This is a genomic window from Pseudoroseicyclus tamaricis, assembly GCF_012070395.1.
Taxonomy (GTDB): Bacteria; Pseudomonadota; Alphaproteobacteria; order Rhodobacterales; family Rhodobacteraceae; genus Pseudoroseicyclus_A; species Pseudoroseicyclus_A tamaricis.
Map to the genome: position 1 here is coordinate 631,564 of NZ_JAAFYS010000001.1, position 25,886 is coordinate 657,449.

Consider the following 25,886-nt stretch of genomic DNA (forward strand, 5'->3'; position numbering starts at 1 on the left):
ATCCGCAGCCGGCAGCATAACGTCGGATCAACGAGCGAGGCAGACCTGATTTGAGCGATCCCCGCGAGCCCGAGGCCGAGCCGCACTTCACGCAGCCCCTCCGCCAGATCGTCGCGATGCTGGCCGCGATCATCATCGTGGGCGTCGGCTGCTGGCTGGCGCTGCCCACCTTCCTGGCGATCTACGATGCCAACCGCTACCTCAACGGGGTCATCGCGCTCGTCTTTGTCCTGGGCGTGCTCTCCTGCTTCCGGCAGGTGATCATGCTGATGTTCTCCGTCCGCTGGATCGAGGAATTCGCCAGCTCCCGCGGGCAGGCAGGGCCGCCGCCCTCGCTGCTGGTGACACTGGCGACGCTGCTGCGCAGCCGCGCCAGCCGGATGCTGAACCTCTCGACCTCGTCGTCGCAGACGATCCTCGATTCCATCGGCCAGCGCATCGACGAGCAGCGGGAGATCACCCGCTACCTCGGCAACACGCTGATCTTCCTCGGCCTTCTGGGCACCTTCTACGGCCTCGCCACCACCGTGCCGGCCCTCGTCGACACCATCGGCTCGCTCAACCCGCAGGAGGGGGAGAGCGGCACCGACATCTTCGAGCGTCTGCAGGAAGGGCTGCAGGCGCAGCTCGGCGGCATGGGCACGGCCTTCTCCTCCTCGCTCCTCGGCCTCGCCGGCTCGCTGATCGTCGGCCTCCTGGAGCTCTTCACCACCCACGGGCAGAACCGTTTCTACCGTGAGCTGGAGGAGTGGATGTCCTCGATCACCCGCGTTGGCTTCGCCGGCGGGGACGAGCAGGGCGGCGACAGCGCCGTGATCGCCCAGGTCGCCGACCGGCTGGCCGAGCAGATCGAGGCGCTGCAGGAGATCTTCACCTCGACGGATATCGCCCGCACCGACACCGACCGCCGCCTCGGCGATCTCGCCGGCGCCATCACCTCGCTGGCCGGCAAGATCGAGGCGCAGGACGCCTCGGCGCCGCTGGCCCGCGTGGCCGAGGCGCAGGAAAAGCTGCTCGACCGGCTCGGCGACGCCGGCGAGGGGATGGACCCGGAGAGCCGGATGCGCCTGCGCTCCATCGACGTGCAGCTGCTGCGCCTGCTGGAGGAAATGGTCGCCGGCCGGCAGGAGACGATGGCCGAGCTGCGCACCGACATCTCCACCCTCACCCGCGCCATGCGCCAGCAGGGCCGCCCCCTGCGGGAGGTGCCGCGCGCCTCCGGTGACGAGAGCTGATGGCGCTTCGCCGCCGCAGCCAGCGCTTCAACGCCAACATCTGGCCGGGCTTCGTGGATGCGATGACCGGCCTGCTGCTGGTGCTGATGTTCGTGCTGACGGTGTTCACCGTCGTCCAGTTCGTGCTGCGCGACACGATCACGGGGCAGGAGACGGAGCTCGACGCCCTCTCCGCCGAGCTCGCCTCCCTCAGCCAGGCCCTCGGCCTGGCGCGGACCCGCAACGAGGAGCTGACGGCCGAGGTCGGCAGCCTCTCCTCCTCCCTCGACGAGCAGAGCGCGCAGCTGCAGAGTCAGGCCTCGCTGATCGACAGCCTGACCACGCAGCGGGATTCGGCGGAGCTGGCGCTGGTGGAGGCGCAGAACCGCATCACCGGCTTCGAGGCGCAGGTCGCCGGCCTCCTCGCGCAGCGGACGGAGAACGAGAGCCTCATCGCCAGCCTGCGGAGCGACGCGGAGGCGGATGCCGAGACCATCGCGGGGCTCGAGGAAGAGGCCCAGGGCGCCGCGGCCACCATCGCCGATCTCGAGGCGGCGCAGGCGCGGCTGATCTCCGAAGAGGAGGCGCTGCAGCTGGCGCTGGCGCAGGCGCGCGACGAGATTTCCGAGCAGGAGGAGGCCGCCCGCCTCGCCGCCGCCCGGCGCGAGGCGCTGGAGGCGCTGATCGCCGATCTGGAGAGCGAGGGCGAAGAGGCCGCCAGCCAGATCGACGCGCTGCAGACGGCCAATGCCGCTATGAGCGACGACGCCTCGCGCGCCGCCGCCGCCATCGCCCGGCTGGAGGCCGACCGCGAAGAGGCGGCGTCCCGCATCGCCGCCCTCCTCGCCGACGAGGAGGCGACGGAGGAGGAGCTGGCGCGCCTGCGCGCCGACGCTCAGGAGACGGACGCCCGCATCGAGGATCTGCTCGCCGCCGCCGCGCGCAACGCCGAGGCGCTGGACGCCGAGGAGGAGGCGCGGCTGGCCGAGGCGGCGGCGGCCGAGGCGCTTCGCCAGCGGCTCGCCGATGCCGATGCCGAACTCTCCGCCATGTCCCTCGCGCTGGAGGAGCAGCGCCGCCGCGCCGAGGAGACGCTGACGCTGCTGGCGGCGGCCGAGGCGGCGCGCGACGATCTCGACGCGCGTCTCGCCGAGGCGATCCTCGCGCGGACGGAGAGCGAGAACGCCCTGCGCACCTCTCTCAGCCAGGGCAACGACCTCGACGCCCGCCTGCTGGCGGCGCTGGAGCTGCAGGACAGCACCGAGGACCAGCTGGAGACGGCCGAGGCGGCGCTGGAGGCCGCCGATGCGCAGAACGCCGACCTCACCACCCGCCTCGCCGCCGCCCTGACCGCCCGCGAGCTGGCGGAGGGCGACCTCGCTGCGGCCGAGGAGGCGCTGCAGCAGGCGCTGGCCGAGGGCGAGGCGGCGCGGGAGGATATCCAGGCGCAGCTGGCGGCCGCCATCCTCGCCCGGCAGGCGGCGGAGACGGAGCTGGCCGCGAGCCAGGCTCGGGCAGGTGAGCTGACGGCAACGCAGAGCACCTTGGAGGACCGGCTGCGCGCCGCGCTCCTCTCGCTGGAACAGGCGGAGAGCCAGGTCACCTCGCTGTCCCAGGACCGGACGGAGACGGAGCAGGATCGTGCCGATCTCGAAGCGCGGCTGGCCGCGGCGCTCGCGGCGCGGGCCGATGCGGAGGAGGCGGCCGCCACGCAGATGAGCGAGGCGGAGCGTCAGGCGCTGCTGCTCTCGCAGGCGCAGGCGGAGCTGCGCGACCAGGAGGATGCGACGGCCGAGAGCCAGCGCCGGGTGACGGCGCTCAACCAGCAGGTCGCGGCGCTGCGCGACCAGCTCTCCGAGCTCTCCGCGGCGCTCGACCTCGAGGAGCAGGAGACGGCCAGCTCCGAGGTGCAGATCGAGAACCTCGGCACCCGCCTCAACGCCGCCCTCGCCCGCGCGGCGCTGGAGGCGCAGCGCCGGCAGGCGCTGGAGGAGGAGCGGCTGGCGATGCTGGAGGCGGAGCGGGAGCGGCTGGAGCAGGAGGCAACGACGCTGGCCTCCTACCGGTCGGATTTCTTCGGCCGGCTGCGCGAGATCCTCGAAGACGAGGACCGGGTGCGCATCGTCGGCGACCGGTTCATCTTCAACTCCGAGGTGCTCTTCCCGCCCGGCTCCGCCGATCTCTCCGTCTCCGGGGAGGAGGATATCGCGGCGGTGGCGGAGATCCTGCGCCGCATCTCCGACGAGATCCCGCCGGAGATCGACTGGGTCATCCGCGTCGACGGGCACACGGACAGCACCCCCATCTCCGGCACCTATGCCAACAACTGGGAGCTGAGCCAGGCGCGCGCCCTCTCGGTCGTGCTCTACCTCATCAACGAGGAGGGCATCCCGCCGGGCCGGCTGGCCGCCAACGGCTTCGGGCAGTACCAGCCGATCGCCGAGGGCGACAGCGAAGAGGCGCGGGCCCTCAACCGCCGCATCGAGCTGAAGCTGACGGAGCGCTGAGGCGGCGACGCCGGCCCACGGGCGGCCTCCCGCCCACCCACCCCGGCGCGCCCGGGGGCCGGCTGCGGCGGGACGGGGGGCGTGGGCGGTCTGGCGCTTCCGAACTCACCAAAGCAGCAGCTTCGGGGCCGTCCATCGCTGGACGGGGCCTGGGCCTGGCTGGCGGGGCCATCAAGCAGCAATGGCGGTTTCCACCGCCTGCGGCGGCGGACCCTCCGCAATTGCTGCCTGACAGCCCCGCCCGCCCGGCCCTTTTCGGCCCCAGCGATGGACGGCTCCGAAGCAGCGCCTCGGGTCGACCCAGGGGGGCGAAGCGGCCAGGGTGGGGCGACGGGAGGTGCCTATGGATGCGTCGGCATAACGGCGGGATACGCTCATCTTCGGCGGATCGGCGGGCAGCTTCACGGCGCTGAAGGTGGCCATCCCCCGAGCGAGGAGAGTGCCAGCCTCACCTGACATGACAAAAGGGGCGGGAGTGTCCTCCCGCCCCTTTTCGATCTTTCCCGTAAGCCTCGGGCCTTACTCGGCCGTCAGCAGCGGCGGCTTGTTGCCGGAGAGGCGCTTGTTCTCCGGGGCCTCGTAGACGAGGGCGAGCTTGCCGTCCTCGACGGTGACCTTGACGATGCCGCCCTTCTGCAGCCGGCCAAAGAGCAGCTCTTCCGCCAGCGGCTTCTTGATATGCTCCTGTATGACCCGGCCGAGCGGCCGGGCGCCCATCTTCTCGTCGTAGCCCTTCTCGCCGAGCCAGCGGGCCGCCTCGGTCGTCAGCTCGATATGGACGTTGCGGTCCATCAGCTGGGCCTCGAGCTGCAGGACGAACTTCTCGACGACCTGCATGATGACGCCCTGCGGCAGCGGCGCGAAGGAGATGACCGCGTCCAGACGGTTGCGGAACTCCGGCGTGAACATCCGCTCGATCGCGGCGGTGTCCTCGCCCTCGCGCCGGTCGCGGCCGAAGCCGATGGCCTCCTTGGCCTGATCGGCGGCGCCGGCGTTCGACGTCATGATCAGCACCACGTTGCGGAAGTCGACCGAGCGGCCGTTGTGATCCGTCAGCGTGCCGTGGTCCATCACCTGCAAGAGGATGTTGAAGACATCCGGGTGCGCCTTCTCGATCTCGTCGAGCAGGAGCACGCAATGCGGGTGCTGGTCGACCCCGTCGGTCAGCAGACCGCCCTGGTCGAAGCCCACGTAGCCCGGCGGGGCACCGATCAGGCGGGAGACGGCGTGCTTCTCCATGTATTCCGACATGTCGAAGCGCAGCATCTCGACACCCAGCGTGTTGCTGAGCTGCTTGGCCACCTCCGTCTTGCCGACGCCGGTGGGGCCGGCGAAGAGGTAGTTGCCGATCGGCTTGTCGGGCTCGCGCAGGCCGGCGCGGGCCAGCTTGATGGCGGAGGACAGCGCCTCGATGGCATTGTCCTGCCCGAAGACGACGCGCTTCAGCGAGCCTTCGAGATCCTTCAGCACCTCGGCATCATCCTTGGAGACGTTCTTCGGCGGGATGCGGGCGATCTTGGCGACGACGGCCTCGATCTCCTTGGTGCCGATGGTCTTGCGGCGCTTGCTCTCGGCCAGCAGGTGCTGGGCCGCGCCGGCCTCGTCGATGACGTCGATCGCCTTGTCGGGCAGCTTGCGGTCGTTGATGTAACGGGCCGACAGCTCCACCGCCGTCTTGATGGCGTCGGAGGTGTAGCGGATGGCGTGATGCTCTTCGAAATAGGGCTTGAGGCCCTGAAGGATCTTCACCGCGTCTTCCACGCTCGGCTCGTTCACGTCGATCTTCTGGAACCGGCGGCTCAGCGCGCGGTCCTTCTCGAAGTGCTGGCGGAACTCCTTGTAGGTGGTGGAGCCCATGCAGCGCAGCTTGCCGCCCTGAAGCGCGGGCTTCAGCAGGTTGCTCGCGTCCATGGCCCCGCCGGAGGTGGCGCCGGCGCCGATGACGGTGTGGATCTCGTCGATGAAGAGCACCGCGTCAGGGTGTTCCTCGAGCTCGGTCACCACGGCCTTCAGCCGCTCCTCGAAGTCGCCGCGGTAGCGGGTGCCGGCGAGGAGGGCGCCCATGTCGAGCGAGAAGATCGTGGCGCCGGACAGAACGTCAGGCACCTCACCGCCCACGATCTTGCGGGCGAGGCCTTCCGCGATGGCGGTTTTGCCGACGCCCGGGTCGCCCACGAGCAGCGGGTTGTTCTTGCGCCTGCGGCAGAGCACCTGAATGCAACGCTCCACCTCTTGCGCGCGGCCGATGAGGGGATCGACATCCCCCTTGGTGGCCTTGGCATTCAGGTCGACGCAATATTTCGCCAGCGCGCTCTCCTTTTCATCGCTGGAGGCGGACGAGGCAGTCTCGCGCTCATCCTCCTTGGACGGATCGGCCCCGGTGACAGGGCGGCTTTCGCCGAAGGCCGGATCCTTGGCGACACCATGGGCGATGAAGTTCACCGCGTCATAGCGCGTCATTTCCTGCTCCTGCAGGAAGTAGGCGGCATTCGACTCACGCTCGGCGAAGATCGCAACGAGCACGTTGGCGCCGGTCACTTCGGTGCGGCCGGAGGATTGAACATGGATGGCGGCGCGCTGAATCACGCGCTGGAACGCGGCCGTGGGCACGGCCTCGGACCCTTCGACATCGGTGACGAGGGTGGAGAGGTCGTCCTCGATGAAATCCTCCAGCGTCTTGCGGAGCTCTTCGAGGTCGACCGAGCAGGCGCGCATCACGCGCGCCGCGTCGGGCTCGTCGACGAGGGCCAGGAGCAGATGCTCCAGCGTGGCCAGCTCGTGCCGGCGCGAATTCGCGAGGGCGAGGGCGGCGTGGATGGATTGCTCAAGCGTTGTCGAAAAAGACGGCACAGGTTGCGTGCTCCTCTGCTCGGGGCCTGGATGGGGGGTAGGGCCCGTCCTGACCGTGGCCTTCAAGGTTTAAGGATCGGTTGTTTCGGCGACTCTTCAAGAGAAAATTCAGCCTTTGCAGTTCACGATTGGTGAGCGGGTGGGCGAAGGCACAGTTTCTCGGCAAGGGTCGCCGGGCATGAGGGGGGTGGGGCCGGCGGTCAGAACCGATCCTTCCGGCGGCGGATTTCGGCGAAAGCCTCCACGTCGGATGCATCGGGCATTCCGAGCGAGGCCTTGATCTGCGGCACGCCGGCCCGCAGGAACGGATTGGTCGCGAGCTCTTCCGACAGGGCGGAAGGGACGGTGGCGCGGCCCGCGGCGCGGGCCTCACGGGTCCGCTGCTCCCGAGAGATAAGGTCTGGATTTTCCGGTTCAATGGTCAGAGCGAAGGCGGCATTGGCGGCCGTATATTCGTGCCCCGAATAGACGATTGTCTCCTCCGGCAGCGCGGCCAAGCGCTGCAGCGTCTGCCACATCTGCTCGGGGCTGCCCTCGAAGAGCCGACCGCAGCCGAGCGCCATCAGGCTGTCGGCGGAGAAGAGCGCGCGCAAGCCCGGCATGTGGAAGGCGATGTGGCCGACGGTGTGGCCCGGCGCGTCCATCACCTCCACCTTTTCCCCGAAGAGATCGAAGCTCTCCCCCGGGCTGACGGCGCGGTCCAGCGGCGGCAGGCGGTGGGCGTCCTGCGCGGCGCCGGTGACGCGGGCGCCGTAGGCGGCGCGCAGGTCGTCCACCGCCTCTATATGGTCGCCGTGGTGATGGGTGATGAGGATCTCGTCGAGCCCCCAGCCGCGCTCCTCCAGCGCGGCGCGGATGGGCGCCGTCTCGGGCGCGTCGACGAGCGCGGTGCGGCCCGACTCCTCATCGTGCAGCAGAAAGAAGTAGTTGTCGCTGCGGGCCGGAAGGGTGGTGATGGTGACGGGCATGGTTTTCGGCTCCGGGCTGACATATGGTTCGGCCCCAGACTGGGGGAGAGTGGCAGCGCCTTCAATGCACCTGGATGTGACTGACCTGCGTGACTTCTATTACCGCTCGGCCCTCGGCCGGTCGGCGCAGAAGGTCGTGCGGGGGGAGCTGCAGGCGCTCTGGCCGGAGGCGAAGGGCCAATACGTGCTCGGCTTCGGCTTCGCCGCCCCGCTCCTGCGCCCCTACCTCGCCCAGGCCCGCCGCGTCATCGCGCTGATGCCGGCGCCGCAGGGCGTGATGCCCTGGCCGCCGGGGATGCCCAACGTCTCCGTCCTCTGCGAGGAGAGCCTCTGGCCGGTGGAGACGGGGGCGGTGGACAAGCTGGTGCTCCTGCACGGGCTGGAGACGTCTGAGCGCCCGACCGCCCTCCTGGAGGAGGCATGGCGCGTCCTCGGCCCCGGCGGGCGGGCGGTGTTCATCGTGCCGAACCGGGCGGGCCTCTGGTCCCGCTCCGACGCCACGCCCTTCGGCTACGGGCGGCCCTTCTCCATCGGCCAGCTGGAGGCGATGCTGCGCCAGCATGAATTCGTGCCGGGCAAGTCGCTCTCCACCCTCTACCAGCCGCCCTCGGTGCGGCGCAGCTGGCGCAAGGCGGCGAACTTCCTCGAAGGGGCAGGGCGGCACCTGCCCGTTTTCGCCGCCGGCGGGGTGCTGATGGTGGAGGCCACCAAGCAGACCAGCCAGCCCACGCGCCCCAACCTGCCGGAGGCGGTGCGCCGCCCCCTGCGCGTCCTCGAAGGCATCACCCAGCCGGAGCCCGCCCGCCGCGGTCATTGACCCGCCGGCCCTGCGCCGACGTTGCCCCCCCGGGTGCGCCCCACGTTGACCCGCCGGGTGTGCCCAGTGCCCACTCATCGGGGCGCTTCATTGAAAATGAAGCCGCGTGACGTGGCGCTAGTCTGTTGCGGCACCGGTTACCACCTGCTAAACGCGCTTTGATTTGTCGGCCGGGCACCATTGCCGGGCCTTTCCCGGATGCCCGACTCGCGCCCTTTGGGAGGGGGCGAACGGGCCTGAGCATCGGAAGAGGGGACGTGTCCGAAACTCATTCAATCTCCACAGGCATAGCCGCGCGTTATGCCTCAGCCGCCTATGATCTCGCCTCAGAGGCGGGCGGTATCGCCGCGCTCGAAGCCGACGTTGACTCGCTGGAGACGGCCCTGGCCGAGAGCGACGACTTTTCCAGCCTGATTCATTCACCGATCTACTCCCGCGACCAGCAGGGCCGTGCCATCGCGGCCCTGGCCAGCGCCATGGGGCTGACGGAGACGATGCGCAACGTGCTCGGCCTGATGGCCGCCAAGCGCCGCCTCTTCGTGCTGCCGCAGCTGCTGGAGGCGCTGCGCGCCCGCATCGCCGACGAGAAGGGCGAGATCACCGCAGAGGTGACCACCGCCCAGCCGCTGAGCGACCAGCAGGCGGCCCGGCTCGCCGAGACGCTGTCCGAGAAATCCGGCAAGAGCGTCAAGCTCAAGACATCCGTCGATGAGAGCCTCATTGGTGGGCTCATTGTGAAAATGGGCTCGCAGATGATCGATACCTCGATCGCCTCGAAGCTCTCCTCCCTGCAGAATTCCATGAAAGAGGCCCGGTAATGGCGATCCAAGCTGCGGAGATCTCCGCGATCCTCAAGGACCAGATCAAGAACTTCGGCCAGGATGCGGAAGTCGCCGAAGTCGGGCGCGTGCTGAGCGTCGGCGACGGGATCGCCCGCGTCTACGGGCTGGACAACATCCAGGCCGGCGAGATGGTCGAGTTTCCCGGCGGCATCCGCGGCATGGCGCTGAACCTCGAGGCCGACAACGTCGGCGTCGTGATCTTCGGCTCCGACCAGGCCATCAAGGAAGGCGACACGGTCAAGCGGACGAACTCCATCGTGGACGTCCCCGCCGGCATGGGCCTTCTCGGCCGCGTGCTCGACGGCCTCGGCAACCCGCTGGACGGCAAGGGCCCGGTCGAGGGTTCCGAGCGCCGCGTCGCCGACGTGAAGGCGCCGGGCATCATCCCGCGCAAATCCGTGCACGAGCCGATGGCCACGGGCCTCAAGTCCGTCGACGCCATGATCCCGATCGGCCGGGGCCAGCGCGAGCTGATCATCGGTGACCGTCAGACCGGCAAGACCGCCATCGTGATGGACACGATCCTCAACCAGAAGACGTACAACGACGCCGCGAACGACGATTCCGAGAAGCTCTACTGCATCTACGTCGCCATCGGTCAGAAGCGCTCCACCGTCGCGCAGCTCGTGAAGCGTCTCGAGGCCACCGGCGCCATCGACTACTCCATCGTCATCGCCGCCACCGCCTCCGACCCGGCGCCGATGCAGTTCATCGCGCCCTACGCCGCGACGGCCATGGCCGAGTACTTCCGTGACAACGGCAAGCACGCGCTCATCATCTACGATGACCTCTCCAAGCAGGCCGTCGCCTACCGCCAGATGTCGCTGCTCCTTCGCCGTCCGCCGGGGCGTGAAGCCTACCCGGGCGACGTGTTCTACCTCCACTCCCGCCTGCTGGAGCGCTCGGCCAAGCTGAACGAAGACCACGGCTCGGGCTCGCTGACGGCGCTGCCGATCATCGAAACGCAGGGCGGCGACGTCTCCGCCTTCATCCCGACCAACGTGATCTCGATCACCGACGGCCAGATCTTCCTCGAGACCGAGCTGTTCTTCCAGGGCATCCGCCCGGCCGTGAACACCGGCCTCTCGGTCTCCCGCGTCGGCTCCTCCGCCCAGACGGCGGCCATGAAGTCCGTCGCCGGCCCCGTGAAGCTGGAGCTCGCGCAGTACCGCGAGATGGCCGCCTTCGCGCAGTTCGGCTCCGACCTCGACGCCGCCACGCAGCGCCTGCTCAACCGCGGCGCCCGCCTGACGGAGCTGATGAAGCAGCCGCAGTATTCGCCGCTCACCAACGCCGAGATCGTCTGCGTCATCTACGCCGGCGTGAACGGCTACCTCGACAAGGTGCCGGTGCGTGACGTGACGCGCTGGGAAGCCGGCCTGCTGAAGTTCCTCCGGGGCCAGAAGTCCGACCTGCTGGACTACATCACCCGCGAGGATCCGAAGATCAAAGGCGAGGCGGAAGAGAAGGTGAAGGCGGCGCTCGACGCGTACGCCAAGGACTTCGCTTGATCCGGAACCATAAGGAGGACAGGGCATGCCCTCTCTGAAGGACCTCAAGAACCGGATCGAGTCCGTCAAGTCGACGCGCAAGATCACCAAGGCCATGCAGATGGTCGCGGCGGCCAAGCTCCGCCGTGCCCAGGAAGCTGCAGAGGCCGGACGTCCCTATGCCGAGCGGTTCAACGCCGTCATGGCGGGCCTCGCCGCGGGTGCGGCCGACAGCGAGTCGGCGCCGAAGCTGCTGGCCGGCACGGGCAGCGACAAGACGCACCTCATCGTCGTGATGACGGCCGAGCGCGGGCTCTGCGGGGGCTTCAACGCCTCCATCGCCCGCAAGGCGCGCATCCGCATCGAGGAGCTTCTCGCCGAGGGCAAGGAGGTGAAGATCCTCACCGTCGGCAAGAAGGGCCGCGACATGATGCGTCGCGATCTCGGCCAGTACTTCGTCGGCCATGTCGACCTGTCCGAGGTCAAGCGCATCGGCTACGGCAACGCGCAGGACATCGCCAAGGACATCCTCGACCGCTTCGCGGCCGGCGAGTTCGACGTGGCGACGATCTTCTACGCCGAGTTCCAGAACGTCGTGACGCAGATTCCGACGGCCAAGCAGATCATCCCCGCCGCCTATGACGAGGGCGAAGAGGGTGACGAGGACGCCGGTGCCGGTGCGCTCTACGATTACGAGCCGTCGGAGGACGCGATCCTCGCCGACCTGCTGCCGCGCGGCGTGGCCACGCAGATCTTCACCGCGCTGCTGGAGAACAACGCCTCCTTCAACGGGGCGCAGATGAGCGCGATGGACAACGCCACGCGCAACGCCGGCGAGATGATCGACAAGCTGACGATCGAGTACAACCGCTCGCGCCAGGCCGTCATCACCAACGAGCTGATCGAGATCATTTCGGGCGCCGAGGCGCTCTGACGAACCTTCGGCGCGGCGGGGGCCGCGCCGGCCCAGACCTTACGGCCCGACGCCGGGCCAAGAACCGGAGACGACATCAATGGCTGAAGCAACGGGACGGATTACGCAGGTCATCGGCGCCGTGGTGGACGTGCAGTTCGACGAGCATCTGCCGGCCATCCTCAACGCGCTGACGACCGAGAACAACGGCAAGAAGCTGGTTCTCGAAGTCGCCCAGCACCTCGGTGAGAACACCGTGCGCACCATCGCGATGGATGCCACCGAAGGCCTCGTCCGCGGCGGCGCCGTGACGGATACGGGCGCGCCCATCTCCGTGCCAGTGGGCACGGCGACGCTCGGCCGCATCCTCAACGTCATCGGCGAGCCGATCGACGAGAAGGGCCCGATCGAGGCCGACGAGACGCGCCCGATCCACGCGGATGCGCCGAACTTCGAGGACCAGTCGACCGAGGCCGAGATCCTCGTCACCGGCATCAAGGTCATCGACCTGCTGGCCCCCTACGCCAAGGGCGGCAAGATCGGCCTCTTCGGCGGTGCCGGCGTGGGCAAGACGGTTCTCATCCAGGAGCTGATCAACAACATCGCCAAGGTGCACTCCGGCCTCTCCGTCTTCGCCGGCGTGGGCGAGCGCACCCGTGAGGGCAACGACCTCTACCACGAGATGATCGAATCCGGCGTTCTCAACACCGAGAACCTCGCGGAATCGAAGATCGCCCTCGTCTACGGCCAGATGAACGAACCGCCGGGCGCCCGCGCCCGTGTCGCCCTGACCGGCCTGACGCTGGCCGAGCAGTTCCGCGACTCCACCGGGACGGACGTTCTGTTCTTCGTCGACAACATCTTCCGCTTCACGCAGGCCGGCTCCGAGATGTCGGCGCTTCTGGGCCGCATCCCCTCCGCCGTGGGCTACCAGCCGACGCTGGCCACCGACATGGGCGCCATGCAGGAGCGGATCACCTCGACGACCAACGGCTCGATCACCTCGATCCAGGCCGTCTACGTGCCCGCGGACGACCTCACCGACCCGGCGCCCGCCACGACCTTCGCGCACCTCGACGCGCGGACGGTTCTGTCCCGTGCCATCTCCGAGCTCGGCATCTACCCGGCCGTCGACCCGCTCGACTCCTCCTCGCGCCTCATGGATCCGCAGATCCTCGGCGAAGAGCACTACCAGGTGGCCCGTGACGTCCAGGGGATCCTTCAGCGCTACAAGTCGCTGCAGGACATCATCGCCATCCTCGGGATGGACGAGCTCTCCGAAGAGGACAAGCTGACCGTGGCCCGCGCCCGGAAGATCCAGCGCTTCCTCTCGCAGCCCTTCGACGTGGCGCAGGTCTTCACCGGCGCGCCCGGCAAGCAGGTGCCGCTGGAGGAGACGATCGCCTCCTTCAAGGCCGTCGTCGCCGGCGAGTACGACCACCTGCCGGAAGGCGCCTTCTACATGGTCGGTGGCATCCAGGAAGCTGTCGCCAAGGCCGAGAAAATGGCCGCCGCGGCCTGAGGAGAATAGACCATGGCCGATAACGTCCAGTTCGACCTCGTCAGCCCGGAGCGGCGGCTGGCCTCTCTCGAGGCCAGTTCCGTCGACATCCCGGGTGCCGACGGCGACATGACGGCCATGGCCGATCATGCGCCGACGATCACCACGCTGCGCCCGGGTCTGCTGAAGGTCCACCATGCCGGCGGGACGGACGAGTACCTCGTCTCCGGCGGCTTCGCCGAGATCACGGCGAAGAGCGTCTCCGTCCTCGCCGAGATGGCCGCCCCCCGCGCGGAGGTGGACGGCGACATGCTCGGCCGCCTGCGCGACGAGGCGAGCGCCCGCGCCGAGCAGGTGAAGGGCCAGGATGTCGAGGAGGCCGCGGCGCACAAGACGCTGGCCGATCTCGACGCTCTGGGCCGCGAGCTCAACGTCAGCGTCTGACGCCGCTGAGCCATCGCAGACCTGACGAGGGCCCCCTTTGCGGGGCCCTCTTGCTTTGCAAACGGGCCCCGCCCGCCTAGGCTCACCTTCGGGTGCTGGGAAGGACACGCGCATGAGGGTATTCGACGCCGGCCCGGTGGCGGTGGATCAGGGCGACGTGAGCCTCTTCTCCGACTTCACCGACGACGGCCCGATGTGGGCCGGCACCGGCCCCCGCGAGGTCCGCCGCGCCGTCACCTTCTCCCGCCCCTTTCTCGGCCCGCCCTCCGTCACCGTCTCCATCGCCCTGTGGGATTTCGCCGCCGGCGCCAACCTGCGCGCCGAGATCCGCGCGGCGGAGGTGACGAAGGCCGGCTTCTCCATCGTCTTCAACACCTGGGGCGACACGAAGATCGCCCGCATCCATGCCACGTGGCAGGCCATCGGCCAGGTCGCCGACGGCGAGATGTGGGACGTGGAGAGCTAGGGCAGGGGGCCGCCTCACCCTGAGCGGCACCCCCGCCCGGAATCAAGCCGAAGGCGCCGGGCGAGCGCCTGCCCGTCCCCGCGGGCTGGCGCTCTGTCAGGTCTTGGTGCGTCGCTGGGGCCGGGGAGGGGTGTGGCAGGCATAAAGCGCGCCGGAGGCCAAGTCGGGAGCGCCACCCCACGGGCAGGCTCTCGCCCGGCGCGGCAACCGGAGCTCGGGGTGGTGGGGCCGACCCCGCCCGACCCCGTCTGAGCTGTTCCCCCGCCCGGAATCAAGCCGAAGGCGCCGGGCGAGCGCCTGCCCGTCCCGGCGGGCTGGCGCTCTGTCAGGTCCAGGTGCTTCGCCGGGGCCGGGGAGGGGTGTGGCCAGCATAAAGCGCGCCGGAGGACATGTCGGAGCGCCACCCCACGGGCAGGCGCCCGCCCGGCGCGGCAGCCGGAGCTAGGGGTGGTGGGGCCGAGGCCCCGTAGGGTGGGTTTTCAACCCACCGCCACTCCCGCCTCACGCCGCCGAGTACATCCCCTCGTAGATCGGCGTCAGCGTCTCGTGATCGAAGAGCGACGAGACCGACGTCCCGTTCCAGATGTTCAGGATCGCCTGCGCGAACATCGGCGCCGTCGGCACGATGCGGATGTTGGGGCAGGCGGTGACGGCGGCGGTCGGCTGGATGGAATCGGTGATCACCAGCGATTTCATCACCGACTTCTCGATCCGCCCCACGGCCGGCCCGCTGAGGACACCGTGCGAGATGTAGGCGTGCACCTCCTTGGCGCCGCCCTCCATCAGCACCTCGGCCGCCTTGCAGAGCGTGCCGGCGGTGTCGCAGATGTCATCGACGATGATGCAGGTCTTGCCCGTCACGTCGCCGATCACCGTCATCTCGGAGACTTCGCCGGCCCGCTCTCGCCGCTTGTCGACGATGGCGAGCGGCGCGCCGATGCGCTGCGCCAGCTCCCTCGCCCGGGCCACGCCGCCGACGTCGGGGGAGACGACCATCACGTCCTGCAGCTGGCCGCGGAAGTGATGGGCGATGTCGAGCGCGAAGATGGGCGCGGCGTAAAGGTTGTCGACCGGGATGTCGAAGAAGCCCTGGATCTGCGCCGCGTGCAGATCCAGCGTCAGCACCCGCTCGATCCCCGCCTCGTGGATGAGGTTGGCCACCAGCTTCGCCGAGATCGGCGTGCGCGCCTTGGTGCGCCTGTCCTGCCGGGCGTAGCCGAAATAGGGGATCACGGCGGTGATGCGGCTGGCCGACGAGCGGCGGAGCGCATCCGCGATGATCAGCAGCTCCATCAGGTTGTCGTTGGCCGGGTTGGACGTCGGCTGGATGATGAACATGTCCTCGCCGCGGACATTCTCGTAGACCTCGACGAAGATCTCCTGGTCGTTGAACCGCTCCACCCGCGCCTCGACGAGGCCGACGCTCATGCCTCGGTGCATGGACATGCGGCGGGCGATGGCACGGGCGAGGGGCTGATTCGCGTTCCCCGCGATCAGTTTGGGTTCGAGCATGGCGGGCATGAGGAGGGGACCTTCCGGGCAGCGACAGGGCCTGAAACGAAACAGATTCGTGTCGTTGACACCGCCTAGCACAAGCCTAGGGTCCCGCAAACATATGAGTGGGAGGAGAGCCACATGGCCCACATCGATTATTACCTGTCCGTCTTGTCGCCCTTCGTCTACCTCGCCGGCACCCGCCCGGCGGAGATCGCGGGCCGCCACGGCGCCACGATCACCTACAAGCCGCTCGACATCTCCGGCCTCTTCGCCGCCGTCGGCGCGGTCCCGATGAAGGAGCGGCACGTCAACCGCCGCGAGCTGCGCGGGCAGGAGCTGCGCCGCGAATCCAAGCGCGCCGGCAAGGAGCTGAACCCCGCTCCCGCCCATTGGCCCACCAACGCCGCCCCCGCCTCCTACGCGCTGATCGCGGCGCAGGAAGATGGCTCCGGCGACGTCGGCGCCTACCTCGCCGCCATCGGCCGCGCCAGCTGGGCGGAAGAGAAGGACATCGCCGACGAGGGCGTCATCCGCGCCGCGCTGGAAGAATCCGGCTTCGACCCCGCCCTCGCCGACAAGGGCCTCCTCGCCGGGGCAGAGGCCTACAGCCGCAACCTCGAAGAGGCCATCAATGCCGGCGCCGTGGGCGTGCCCTTCTTCGTGGTGGACGGCAGCGAACGCTTCTGGGGCCAGGACCGCCTCGAGCAGCTGGACGACTTCCTCGCCGGCAAGCTCTGAGGACCCGCTCGCCGCTCCCTGTCGGTTACGTCTCGCAGGGTCCGGCCGCGGCGCCCCCCTGTCTTTGGTCCAGAAAATCTTCGGGGGGTCGCCATTGTCGCGCCATTGGTCCGGGCGACAATGGCGACGGGGCAGACAGCCCCCCGGTCCTGCCCCCCTGGGCTCAGGCGAACAGCGCCAGCAGCGCGTCCACCTCGCCGTCGCTCTTCGACCAGTCGCAGACCAGCCGCGCCGTGACGGGCCGGTCGGGGTTCTCCTCGCCCGCCTCGTCCCAGAGGTGGTAGACGGCGCCCTGCGCCATCGCCGCCTCGTGCACCCGGGCGGGGGCGCGGAAGAAGACCATGTTCGCCTCCGTCGGCCAGGCCAGCTCGTAGCCCTGCGCCACCAGCCCCTCGCTCAGCCGCGTCGCGGCGGCGTTGGCGCGGGAAGCCAGCTCCATCCACAGGCCGTCCGTCAGGTAGGCATCCATCTGCGCGGCGAGGTAGCGGTGCTTGGAGAAGAGGTGCCCCGCCCGCTTGCGCCGGAGCTCGAACTGCCAGGACAGCTCGGGATCGAAGAGCACCACCGCCTCGGCGCCGAGGAGCCCGTTCTTGGTGCCGCCGAAGCTCAGCGCCGCCACCCGCTCCACCATCTGCGCGGGGGCGAGGTTGGAGGCGGCGAGGGCATTGGCGAGCCGTGCCCCGTCCATGTGCAGCTTCACCCCGTAGCGGCCGGCGACGGTGCCGATCGCTTCCAGCTCGCTCTGCGAGTAGGTGGTGCCCGATTCCGTCGCCTGCGTCAGCGTCACCGGCCCGCGCTGGGGCCCGTGTACGCCGCGTGTCTCCTCGGCGAGGATCGCGGCCTCCAGCGAGGCGGCGCCGATCTTGCCGTCCGGCCCCTGCACCGGGATCAGCTTCGCGCCCCCGGTGTAGAACTCCGGCGCGTTGCATTCATCCACATGCACATGCGCCGCCGGCGCGCAGAAGATGGCCGACCACGGCTCCGCCAGGCAGGCCAGCGCCAGCGCATTGGCCGCCGTCCCCGTGGCGACGAAGTGCACCGCCGCCTCCGGCGCCCCCAGCACCTCGCGCAGCTTGTCCGCCGCGCCTTGCGTCAGCGGGTCGGCGCCGTAGGAGCCGACATGCCCCTCGTTGGCGCGCCCCAGCGCCTCGATCACCTTCGGGTGGGCCGGGCCGGCATTGTCGGATGCGAAGTTCATGTGCCTGGTTCCTCGATGATGTGATCCTCCCAATCCTCCTCGTCGACCGTCTCTTCCGAGACGGCCTGTCCGGCGATGGAGATCCCCGCCTCGTGGACGGAGGTGGGGCTGCCGCTCTTCAGGTGGTGCCAGTCGTAAAGGTCCCGCCCCTCATGGACGAGCCGGTAGGCACAGGTGGCGGGCAGCCAGTAGAGGTGTTTCTGCAGACTCTTCGGGGTAAGCGAGATGCACTCGGGCACGTAGGCATGCCGCGTCTCGTAATGGCTGCACCGGCAGGTGCCGGTGTCGAGCAGCCGGCAGGAGATGCGGGTTAGCTCCACCTCCCCCGTCTCCGCATCCTCCAGCTTGTTGAGGCAGCACTTGCCGCAGCCGTCGCAGAGCGCCTCCCACTCGGCCACCGTCAGGCGGTTCAGCCGGTAGTGGCGCCAGAACTCGGGGCGGAGGGCGCGATCAGGCATTGGCGAGGATGGCGCGGGCGTCGGCGACGTCCTTCTCCATCTGGGCGATCAGCGGCTCTACTCCGTCGAACTTCAGCTCCGGCCGCAGGTACTCCACCAGCGCGACGGAGATATGGGCGGCGTAGAGGTCGCCGCGGAAGTCGAGCAGGTAGGTCTCGCAATTGGGGGCGTTGACGCCGAAGGTCGGCCGCACCCCGATGGAGGCGGCGCCGTCGTATTCCCCCTCGTGCGGCCCGTCGAGGACGGAGACGCGCACGGCATAGACACCGAAGCGCGGCGGGTGCAGCCCGGCGATGGAGAGGTTGGCCGTCGGGTATCCCAGATCGCGCCCCCGCTGGTCCCCCCGGATCACCTCGCCGTCGATCCGGTGCCAGTGGCCGAGCATCGCGGCGGCATCCCTCGGCCGCCCCTCCGTGAGCGCCTCGCGGATGGCGGTGGAGGAGACCTGCAGCCCCCCCAGCTCCAGCAGCGGCGCGGTGGAGGTGGTGAAGCCGTAGCGCTCCCCCAGCTCGGCGAGCATCGCGGCATCGCCTGCGCGGGCCTGCCCGAAGCGGAAGTCGCCGCCGATCACGGCGTGGGAGAGGCCGAGCTGCCCGGCGAGCACGTCGCGGGCGAAGGCCTCGGGCGTGAGGCTGGCGAGCTGGCGGGTGAAGGGCAGCTCGTAGAGGTAATTGATGCCGATCTTCTTGAGCCGGTGGGCCCGCGTCTCGGCATTCATCAGCCGGAAGGGCGGGGCATCGGGCGCGAAGACCTGCCTTGGATGCGGCTCGAAGGTGAGCACGCCGAGCGGCGCCCCGAGCCGCTCTGCCTCGTCCCGCGCCGCATCGATGACGGCGCGGTGGCCGAGGTGGACACCGTCGAAATTGCCGATGGCAACGGCTGCGCCCCGGGCATCGTCATCGAGATAGAGGCTGTCGCGGAAGATGCGCATGCCGCATGGCTAGCCCCGCCGCCGGGGGGGCGCAAGATGGCGTGGGGGTGTGGGGGCGCCTTAGCTGCTGTCGATATTAACGGCCGGGGGCGGGATGCGGCTGTTCGCTGCGTCCCAATTAGCTTCCATCACCAGCCGAATGGGGCCGTAATACCCTCTCTTTTTCCTTGAGTTGGTATTCAAATCCAAAATATGCTGCTCCCAAGAAAAAGGGAGAGGTGTATGGCAAGTGGCAGGAGTTCGAGAAACCACCATTGGTGGCCTGTTGGCCTGCAAAGTTATTGGACGGACAGGTTCGGCTACGTTTCATGGATCGGGCCAGGCGGATGTATTGAGAAGAAGCGATCCGTTAACAGAAAGATTGGCTTCAAAATTCATGGCCACACAATTTTTCGCGGTACAGATTGGGAAAGTAACTTTGAGTACGAGTTTGATATCGACAATGAGGTTCACAAGATAATCTCCGCCCTTCAAGGGATGACGCCCCTCGGGCGAACGCCGAAAGAATTTTTCGCGCTGATCAAGATGCTAGGAAAGAAGGACAGATCACTTCACGACATGTGCAAATTCTATCATCTAGAAGAGCAGCTTCACCGGGGGTTGTTATTGTTTTTGTATTCTCTGCTGATACGCAGTCCTGGAAGCCGCTCCCGGTATGAAGGGTACCCCGAGATGATCGGTTTGCCCCCGGATGAGGAAGTTGGAAAAGGCAATATGGTCCAAAACTATAGGATCGCTAAAAAACTATGTATGAGCGGACTTATCTCGAACCAGTATTTTGTGTTGATGCACTCGCCGTTAAAGAAGTTCATCTTCGGCGACGGTAGTTTGGACTGGCTCACCGGCAACCTTGTAGCAAATCGGATCAACGGCAGAGCTTTGCTTCCACTTACTCCGCATTTGTGTGTCTATTTTTGTACCCCAATGGCGATGCGTTCTACTCCAAACTGCGCGTCTATTAGTGTGCCTCCATGGATGGTCGAATGGGTAAATGGTATTACCCAAATCTACTCAAAGGAGAAATTGTTTTTTCTTGGCAAGCCCCCGCAGATTTCTGATGCTTTCCGCCGGAACCAGTTCCTTGAACACGCCGAGCAAAAGGATGCGCTCATTGACATGCTGGATGAAGCCATCGGCAACAAGAGAAGTAGGAATCATTTCTTTGGGCTAAATGCAAATCTTTACTAACACAGCTTCCGAATGGCAAAATGGTCAGCTTGGCGCTGCAGATGGCCAGAATAGAAATTCTCATACTAGGGTCGAAAGTGCTCTAGTTCCTGTTTGCGAGGGGGCGGTTGTAGCATCCAATCAGAGACAACGCAGCGTGGCTTCTTTGTTTGGGGGCTCTATTTAACCGTTTGACGCGCGCCTCCTGAACGGCGGCTTCGGCGCTACTGGCGCGGCGCGGCGAATTTCGGGTGACGTTGCAATAGACGCGAAATTCCCGACGGGACATCGAGATCGCCTGCTTACAATCTACCCGGTTTCGCGTCGAAAGCACCTGCCCGGTTCTCCCCCCTACCGCAAGAACCCCATCGCATAGGTCGGCGTCATCATCGCCGTCTGCAGGAAAGCCCCGAGCGCGCCGCCTTCCGGTTGGCCGCCGGGTTGGGTCCGCGTCTCCTCCGCCGCCAGACCGCCGGTGATGAAGAGCGAGTCGATGTCCTCCCCCGCCGCCCCGGCGATGTCCGTCGCGATGCCGTCGCCGATGGCGACGATGCGGCCGTCGGCCGGCAGGTCGCCGAGGCTGGCGAGGCGGCGGCGGGCGAGGTCGTAGATCGGCGGGTGGGGCTTGCCGAAGTAGAGCGCCTCGCCCCCCATCTTCTCGTAGAGCTCGGCGACGGCCCCGGCGCAGTATTCCCGGCTGTCCCCCCGGTCGACGATCAGGTCGGGGTTGGCGCAGAGCAGCGTCAGCCCGCGGGTCTTGGCGAGCAGCAGCTCGGGGCGCAGCTCCTCCGGCGCGGCATGCGGATCGAACGGGCCGCAGCAGACGATGCCCTCGGCCTCGTCGAGCGGCACCAGCTCGATCGGGGTCGGGTCTTTGACGATCTGCAGGGGCTCGAAGAAGGTCTTGTCGCGCTCTTCGCCCATGAAGAAGACGCGGGAGCCGACGGCGCCCTGGAACATCGCGGTCCGGGCGGCATCGCCGGAGGTGGCGATGATGTCGTAGCACTCCTCGGGGATGCCCAGCCCCTCGATCTGCCGGGCGACCTCGGCCCGCGAGCGGGGCGCGTTGGTGAGGAGGACGACCTTGCCGCCTCCGGAGCGGAAGGCGCGCATCGCCTCCACCGCGTCGGGGTAGGCCGACACGCCGTTGTGCATGCAGCCCCAGAGGTCGACGAAGGCCGCGGCATAGCGCTGCGAAATGTCGGCGAAGGAAGTGATGATCTCGGTCACGGGGGGCTCCTCTGGCTGCCTGTCGAGCCATAGCGACAACGCCGCCCGCCGGCCAGCGTTCCGGCCGCCGCGCTGGCAGCCGTCCGGGCGGGCGGCGGGCGGGCGAGGCCGGCAGACCGCCCGTTCCGAGGTGGCCCGCGAGGCCGCTCCGCCGGTGCACGTGCTGTGCACGTGCGGTGCACGCCCTGTGACCGGCCGTCAGGCGACCGGCGCCCCGGCCTTCAGCCCGGCGAGGAGGGTGGAGACGATCCGGCGCAGCATCGGCTCCCGGTCTTCCTCGATATGCCGCGCGACGAGCTGGGGATGCTGGAAGGCGCGCAGCGCCTCCAGCATCAGCGGCGCGCCATCCTCATCGAACCCCGCCTCGCCAAGGAGCCCGGCAAGCTGCGCCCGCAGCGCCTCCCTATGGGCGGTGACCACGGGCCGGGCGGCGGCGGAGGCAAAATCGTAAGCCTGGCAAGGCTCCGGATCGCGCAGCGCCCGCTCCCGCGAGATGCGGTGGAGCGTCAGGGCCCACGTCTCGATCCGCGCCTCCGCCGGTCCGGGGCCGGCGGCGACCTCGCCCAGCGTCGCCTCCTTCTCGGCCAGCCAGCGCCGCACGACGGCGTCCAAAAGGTCGGATTTGCTGGAGAAATGCGCATAGAGCGCCGCGTGCGACAGCCCCATCTCCGCCGCGACATCGGTGAGCCGCAGCTTGCCGTAGCCGACCTTGCGCATCCGGCATATCGCGACATCCGTCGCCGTCTCGCGCAGTTCCCCGGCGCTCATCCCCGTGCGTGGCATCCTGTCGCTCCGTCCTCCCGCCGTCGCCGATCCGTCCCGGCGCCGGCTTGACGCTGTGAAAGCTACAATATACGAATTTTGTAATCTGTAACCCCCGTCCCCTTGCCCCGACAGGCCCTTGCACGCACCTGTGACGTGCCCGCACCTGTCTCGAAAGCCCGCATATGCTGTCTCTTTTGCGCGACCGGCGCGCCGTGGCCCTGCTCATGGCCGCCACGCTGACCATTCTTTCCAACCAGATCATCAGCCCCTCGCTGCCCGGCATCGGCGAGCACTTTGCCGCCTCTCCCAATGCCGAGCTGCTCTCCCGCCTGCTGGTGACGGCGCCGTCGCTGCTCGTCGCCGTCTTCGCCCCCTTCGCGGGGATGATGGCCGACCGCTTCGGGCGCAAGCGGCAGCTGCTCATCGGCATCGCCCTCTTCGCCATCGCCGGCTCCGGCGGCCTGTGGCTGCCGACGCTGCCGCTGATCCTCGCCAGCCGGCTCGTCCTCGGCCTCGGCGTGGCGCTGATCATGACCGCTCAGACGGCGCTGATCGGCGACTACTTCCATGGCGAGCAGCGCGGCCGCTTCATGGGCGTGCAGATCGCCGCCACCAACTTCTCCGGCTTCATCTTTTTGCTGATCGCCGGCGTGCTGGCGGGGATGTCGCCCTTCGCGCCCTTCGTCATCTACCTGATCGGGCTGGCCTATCTGCCGTTCCTCTGGCTCTCGCTGACGGAGCCGCCGCGCGGCGAGGCGCAGGAGCGCGCGCATCCGGAGGAGGCGGGAGAGCGCGGCTGGGTGCTGCTGCTGTGCGTGGTCATCCTGCTGGCGGGGCTGAACTTCGTGGCCTTCTACATGCTGCCGACGCAGATGCCCTTTTACCTGACAACCCTCGGCCATGACGAGCCGGCCGCCGCCGCGAAGCTGGTCGCCGGGGTGACGCTCTTCGGCGGGCTCTCCTCCCTCGCCTACGGCCGGGTGCGGGCGCGGCTGGGGCGGGCGCTGACGCCGACGCTGGGCTTCGCGCTCTTCGCCGCCGGCTTCGCCATCTTCGGCATCGCGCCGAGCTACGGCGTGGTGCTGGCGGGCGGTGTGCTTCTCGGCCTCGCGGCGGGGCTCGTCTGGCCGACGTTCCTCTCCATCGCGCTGGACGTGGTGCCGGCGCACCGCCGGGGCCTCGCCTCCGGCGCGGTGACGACGAGCGTCTTCCTCGGCCAGTTCGTCTCGCCGCTGGTCAGCCAGCCGCTGATCGACACCTTCGGCTTTGCGGGGACGTTCGAGGCGATGGCGGTGCTCCTAGCGGCGATGGCGGTGCTGGTGCTCCTGACGTTCCGCGAGCGGGGGCCGGCGCTGGCGGCGGCCTGAGGGGCTGCTTGGGCGTGGGTGGCGGTGGGTTGGAAACTCACCCTACGGGGTGGCGCCGTGCCCGGAGCTGTTCTCCCGACCGGTGCGCGCCAAAGGCGCAGGGCGAGCGCCGGCCCGTCCCGCGGGCTGGCGCTCTGGTGCCTTTGGCGCTGCGCTCAGAGCGGGGAGGCACTTGCACAATAAATCAAGGAGCGGGACCGTTGGAGCGCCACCCCACGGGCCGGCGCTCGCCCTGCGCCTGCGGACGTCGTTCCCGGTGGTCAAGGGGGAGGTGAGTTAAAAACCCACCCTACGGGTCGGTTCGGAAGCCGGAACCAGGCAGGTCGCGGAGGCTCGCCGCGCGGGGCGGCGAGCCGAGAGCAATCAGACCTTGAGGGCCGGGATGATCTGCTTCTTGCGGGACATGACGCCCGGCAGGACGACGCTGTCGCCGGAGACGGTGGCGCCGAAGCTCTTCTCGGCGACGATCTTCACCAGATCGTTCGGCACCAGCATCGTCGCCTCCTCCTTGAGGATGTCGACGACGAAGAGCAGCACCTGGTCCACGCCGTCCTCGGTGGCGACGGCCGGCATCGTCTCCATCAGCGAGGCCTTGCGGGAGAGCACCGTCTCCGGCGAGGTCGTCTCCAGCACCGAGACGCGGAAGGAGGTGCCGTCCACCTCGTATTCCTTGGAATCCATGCGCAGCAGCTCGGCATCCGAGAAGGCGGAGACGTCGGACTTGGCGGCGAACATCTCGGCCGCGTAGTCGGGGATCGAGACGCCGAGCTCGGCGGCCAGCTTCTCGGCCAGCTCGCGATCCTGCCCCGTCGTCGTCGGCGAGCGGAACTCCAGCGTGTCGGAGAGGATGCAGGAGAGCGCCAGCCCCTTGATGCCTTCGGGCATGTCGTCGCCGTTCGGGCCCATCAGGTTGTGCATGATGGTGGCCGTGCAGGCGAGCGGCTTGATGGTGATGTCGATCGGGGCCTTCGTCTCGATGCCGCCGGTCAGCTTGTGGTGGTCGATGATCTGCACGAGCGAGGCGTCGTTGATCCCCTCCGGCAGCTCGGTGGGGTTGTTGGTGTCGACGATGACGATGTCATGGCCGTCCATCCCCTCGAGCAGCGGCGGCTCGTCGAAGCCCCAGCGCTGCAGGACGAAGGCCGCCTCGGTGTTCGGCTTGCCGAGCAGGCGCGCCTCGGCCGGCGTGTCCCGATGGGTGGAGAGATACCACGCCCAGATGAGCGGCGAGCCGGTGGAATCTGTGTCGGGCGATTTGTGGCCGAATACGAGCGTGGTCATGGGCAGTCCTGCGAGGCTGAGGGAAATTGATCGCGGGCCTTATAGGCGCGGGGGGAGAGGCTGTCACGGGTTTGCGAGCTTGAGGCGGAAGGGCTTTGCCCCCCGCGGCCGGTGCGCAAGGCAGAGGGCGGAGGGGGCGTTGCCCCCGCCCTTCGGGCCCCCCGGAGGTATTTGGAAAAGGGCGAGAGGGGGCGGGCGCCGCGGGGCGCGCCTTGCCCCGGGGGATCAGGGAGGAGAGATCGTCCAGCCGGCGTCCTGCAGACCCTGCAGCAGCCCGCGCTCGCCGGGCAGGTGGGCGGCGCCGACGGCGACGAAGGTCTTGGCGTTGGCCTCCCCGGCGGAGAGGATCAGCGGCAGCCAGCTGTCGTTGCGCCCGTAGAGCAGCGCGTCCTCGGCCATGGCATTGGCCTCCATCGCCTCCTCGAGATCGACGCCGGGGGAGAGCTCGGCGGAGAGGGTGGTCAGTGCCATGATCGCGCCGACGCACTCCTCGAAGTAGAGGTCCAGCACGGCGTTGAAGAGCTGCTCCTGCAGCTCGGGCGGCTGCAACGAGAGGCGGAGCATGTCGAGCTCCTCCTCCGGGTCCGCCGCCTCGACGATGGTGAGCAGCGTGTCCCAGGGCTCCAGCGCCCTTGTCTCGATGCCCGCGGCGGTGGCGGCATCCATCAGCTGGTGGTCGAGCCCGCCGGTCAGCGCCTCCCCTCCGGCGAGGCAGGGCGGCGCCGAGAGGGTGAGGACGAGGAACCACGGCTGCACGCGGGCGGCGAAGACGGGCGGGATGCCCCGCGCCTCGGCCGCCTCGGAGAGGACCTCCCACGTCTGCGGATCGAGCCGCTCGCGCAGGTCCGGCCCCTCGGTGATGAGCATGCGGGTGGGATCCTCGGTGAGGGCCTCCGTCATCTCCGCCTCCTCCTTGCGCGTCATCTCGAAGAGCGCGAGGTCGGCGCCTTTCATGATGCGCGACAGCCGGGTGGTCAGCGCCTCCGCCCGCGGATCGGGCAGGTGCATCGTGCCGGCGAGGATGATGCGGTGGCCGTCCTTGTCGGCCCGCCAGATCACGCCGTCTCCGAAGGGCACCTCCTGCGCCATCGCGTCGAGGCGGGCGCGATCCTCCGCCCCCATCGTCTCCAGCAGGCTGGGACCGTCGCAGGCGGCGAGGAGCGGCCCGGCAAGGGCGGTGAGGGCGAAGGCGAGGGGGGCGAGGAGGCGGCGCATCGGAAGTCTCCCGTCTGGGGTCGATGC

Annotated in this window: 22 protein-coding genes; 12 read left to right on the forward strand and 10 right to left on the reverse strand. The window is 68.5% G+C overall.

The window, feature by feature from the left end; genetic code table 11:
• Window positions 1-50: 50 nt before the first annotated feature.
• The gene (locus GY170_RS02890; RefSeq protein WP_163889793.1) at window positions 51-1,235 is read left to right on the forward strand and encodes an MFS transporter; all 1,185 of its coding nucleotides are present in this window, start codon (window positions 51-53) and stop codon (window positions 1,233-1,235) included.
• On the forward strand, window positions 1,235-3,721 hold the full coding sequence (locus GY170_RS02895) for a peptidoglycan -binding protein (RefSeq protein ID WP_163889795.1): 2,487 nt from the start codon (window positions 1,235-1,237) through the stop codon (window positions 3,719-3,721). Before GY170_RS02890 ends, GY170_RS02895 begins: the two co-directional genes overlap by 1 nt.
• 519 nt (window positions 3,722-4,240) lie before the next feature.
• Here the strand turns inward: GY170_RS02895 and clpA are convergent.
• Together clpA and gloB are read right to left on the reverse strand one after the other, a co-directional pair.
• Complete coding sequence (gene clpA, locus GY170_RS02900) at window positions 4,241-6,571, reverse strand: ATP-dependent Clp protease ATP-binding subunit ClpA (RefSeq protein WP_163889796.1); 2,331 nt, start codon at window positions 6,569-6,571, stop codon at window positions 4,241-4,243.
• Window positions 6,572-6,771: 200 nt separating this feature from the next.
• On the reverse strand, window positions 6,772-7,539 hold the full coding sequence (gene gloB / locus GY170_RS02905; RefSeq protein WP_163889798.1) for a hydroxyacylglutathione hydrolase: 768 nt from the start codon (window positions 7,537-7,539) through the stop codon (window positions 6,772-6,774).
• 64 nt (window positions 7,540-7,603) lie between these two features.
• Here gloB and GY170_RS02910 point away from each other — a divergent pair, with 64 nt between their 5' ends.
• From GY170_RS02910 to GY170_RS02940, 7 genes are all read left to right on the forward strand, one after another.
• Window positions 7,604-8,356 carry a class I SAM-dependent methyltransferase gene (locus GY170_RS02910; protein ID WP_163889799.1) on the forward strand — a complete coding sequence of 251 codons (753 nt, stop codon included), beginning with the start codon at window positions 7,604-7,606 and terminating at the stop codon, window positions 8,354-8,356.
• A 257-nt stretch (window positions 8,357-8,613) separates the two neighbouring features.
• Entirely contained in the window at window positions 8,614-9,174 is a 561-nt protein-coding gene (locus GY170_RS02915; RefSeq protein WP_163889800.1) for a F0F1 ATP synthase subunit delta, read from the forward strand.
• Window positions 9,174-10,709 (forward strand): F0F1 ATP synthase subunit alpha, encoded by a 1,536-nt coding sequence (atpA, locus tag GY170_RS02920; RefSeq protein WP_163889802.1) that lies wholly within the window; start codon window positions 9,174-9,176, stop codon window positions 10,707-10,709. The genes GY170_RS02915 and atpA overlap by 1 nt, the downstream gene beginning before the upstream one ends.
• 25 nt (window positions 10,710-10,734) lie before the next feature.
• Window positions 10,735-11,622 carry a F0F1 ATP synthase subunit gamma gene (locus GY170_RS02925; RefSeq protein WP_163889804.1) on the forward strand — a complete coding sequence of 296 codons (888 nt, stop codon included), beginning with the start codon at window positions 10,735-10,737 and terminating at the stop codon, window positions 11,620-11,622.
• Window positions 11,623-11,701: 79 nt separating this feature from the next.
• Window positions 11,702-13,123: a F0F1 ATP synthase subunit beta gene (gene atpD / locus GY170_RS02930; protein ID WP_163889806.1), complete on the forward strand. Its 1,422-nt coding sequence runs from the start codon at window positions 11,702-11,704 to the stop codon at window positions 13,121-13,123.
• Between the two features lie 12 nt (window positions 13,124-13,135).
• Window positions 13,136-13,546 (forward strand): F0F1 ATP synthase subunit epsilon, encoded by a 411-nt coding sequence (locus GY170_RS02935; protein ID WP_163889808.1) that lies wholly within the window; start codon window positions 13,136-13,138, stop codon window positions 13,544-13,546.
• A gap of 112 nt (window positions 13,547-13,658) precedes the next feature.
• Window positions 13,659-14,012, forward strand: coding sequence for an H-type lectin domain-containing protein (locus GY170_RS02940; protein WP_163889810.1), 354 nt, complete (start codon window positions 13,659-13,661; stop codon window positions 14,010-14,012).
• Window positions 14,013-14,513: 501 nt separating this feature from the next.
• On the opposite strand, the gene GY170_RS02945 is transcribed toward GY170_RS02940, so the two are convergent.
• Window positions 14,514-15,533 (reverse strand): ribose-phosphate pyrophosphokinase, encoded by a 1,020-nt coding sequence (locus GY170_RS02945; protein WP_163889812.1) that lies wholly within the window; start codon window positions 15,531-15,533, stop codon window positions 14,514-14,516.
• A gap of 114 nt (window positions 15,534-15,647) precedes the next feature.
• On the opposite strand from GY170_RS02945, the gene GY170_RS02950 reads away from it, so the two are divergent.
• Window positions 15,648-16,247 carry a 2-hydroxychromene-2-carboxylate isomerase gene (locus GY170_RS02950; protein ID WP_163889814.1) on the forward strand — a complete coding sequence of 200 codons (600 nt, stop codon included), beginning with the start codon at window positions 15,648-15,650 and terminating at the stop codon, window positions 16,245-16,247.
• Window positions 16,248-16,410: 163 nt separating this feature from the next.
• Here GY170_RS02950 and GY170_RS02955 read toward each other — a convergent pair whose 3' ends face one another.
• Genes GY170_RS02955 through GY170_RS02965 form a run of 3 tightly spaced genes read right to left on the reverse strand, consistent with a single transcriptional unit; the run spans window position 16,411 to window position 18,834 of the window.
• On the reverse strand, window positions 16,411-17,445 hold the full coding sequence (locus GY170_RS02955) for a threonine aldolase family protein (RefSeq protein ID WP_163889816.1): 1,035 nt from the start codon (window positions 17,443-17,445) through the stop codon (window positions 16,411-16,413).
• Window positions 17,442-17,903 carry a YcgN family cysteine cluster protein gene (locus tag GY170_RS02960; RefSeq protein WP_163889818.1) on the reverse strand — a complete coding sequence of 154 codons (462 nt, stop codon included), beginning with the start codon at window positions 17,901-17,903 and terminating at the stop codon, window positions 17,442-17,444. Before GY170_RS02960 ends, GY170_RS02955 begins: the two co-directional genes overlap by 4 nt.
• Window positions 17,896-18,834 carry a bifunctional riboflavin kinase/FAD synthetase gene (locus tag GY170_RS02965; protein ID WP_163889820.1) on the reverse strand — a complete coding sequence of 313 codons (939 nt, stop codon included), beginning with the start codon at window positions 18,832-18,834 and terminating at the stop codon, window positions 17,896-17,898. The genes GY170_RS02960 and GY170_RS02965 overlap by 8 nt, the downstream gene beginning before the upstream one ends.
• Before the next feature lie 222 nt (window positions 18,835-19,056).
• Between GY170_RS02965 and GY170_RS02970 the strand changes: the two genes are divergently transcribed.
• Complete coding sequence (locus tag GY170_RS02970; protein ID WP_163889822.1) at window positions 19,057-20,022, forward strand: hypothetical protein; 966 nt, start codon at window positions 19,057-19,059, stop codon at window positions 20,020-20,022.
• Window positions 20,023-20,352: 330 nt separating this feature from the next.
• Here the strand turns inward: GY170_RS02970 and GY170_RS02975 are convergent, their stop codons facing one another.
• Together GY170_RS02975 and GY170_RS02980 are read right to left on the reverse strand one after the other, a co-directional pair.
• Window positions 20,353-21,231 (reverse strand): TIGR01459 family HAD-type hydrolase, encoded by an 879-nt coding sequence (locus GY170_RS02975; RefSeq protein ID WP_163889824.1) that lies wholly within the window; start codon window positions 21,229-21,231, stop codon window positions 20,353-20,355.
• Window positions 21,232-21,429: 198 nt separating this feature from the next.
• Window positions 21,430-22,014: a TetR/AcrR family transcriptional regulator gene (locus GY170_RS02980; RefSeq protein WP_163889826.1), complete on the reverse strand. Its 585-nt coding sequence runs from the start codon at window positions 22,012-22,014 to the stop codon at window positions 21,430-21,432.
• Window positions 22,015-22,178: 164 nt separating this feature from the next.
• Here GY170_RS02980 and GY170_RS02985 point away from each other — a divergent pair, with 164 nt between their 5' ends.
• Window positions 22,179-23,363 carry an MFS transporter gene (locus GY170_RS02985; RefSeq protein ID WP_163889828.1) on the forward strand — a complete coding sequence of 395 codons (1,185 nt, stop codon included), beginning with the start codon at window positions 22,179-22,181 and terminating at the stop codon, window positions 23,361-23,363.
• A 363-nt stretch (window positions 23,364-23,726) separates the two neighbouring features.
• On the opposite strand, the gene GY170_RS02990 is transcribed toward GY170_RS02985, so the two are convergent.
• Both GY170_RS02990 and GY170_RS02995 read right to left on the reverse strand, forming a co-directional pair.
• The gene (locus GY170_RS02990) at window positions 23,727-24,644 is read right to left on the reverse strand and encodes a manganese-dependent inorganic pyrophosphatase (RefSeq protein WP_163889830.1); all 918 of its coding nucleotides are present in this window, start codon (window positions 24,642-24,644) and stop codon (window positions 23,727-23,729) included.
• 225 nt (window positions 24,645-24,869) lie between these two features.
• Complete coding sequence (locus GY170_RS02995; RefSeq protein WP_163889832.1) at window positions 24,870-25,859, reverse strand: TraB/GumN family protein; 990 nt, start codon at window positions 25,857-25,859, stop codon at window positions 24,870-24,872.
• Window positions 25,860-25,886: the final 27 nt, after the last annotated feature.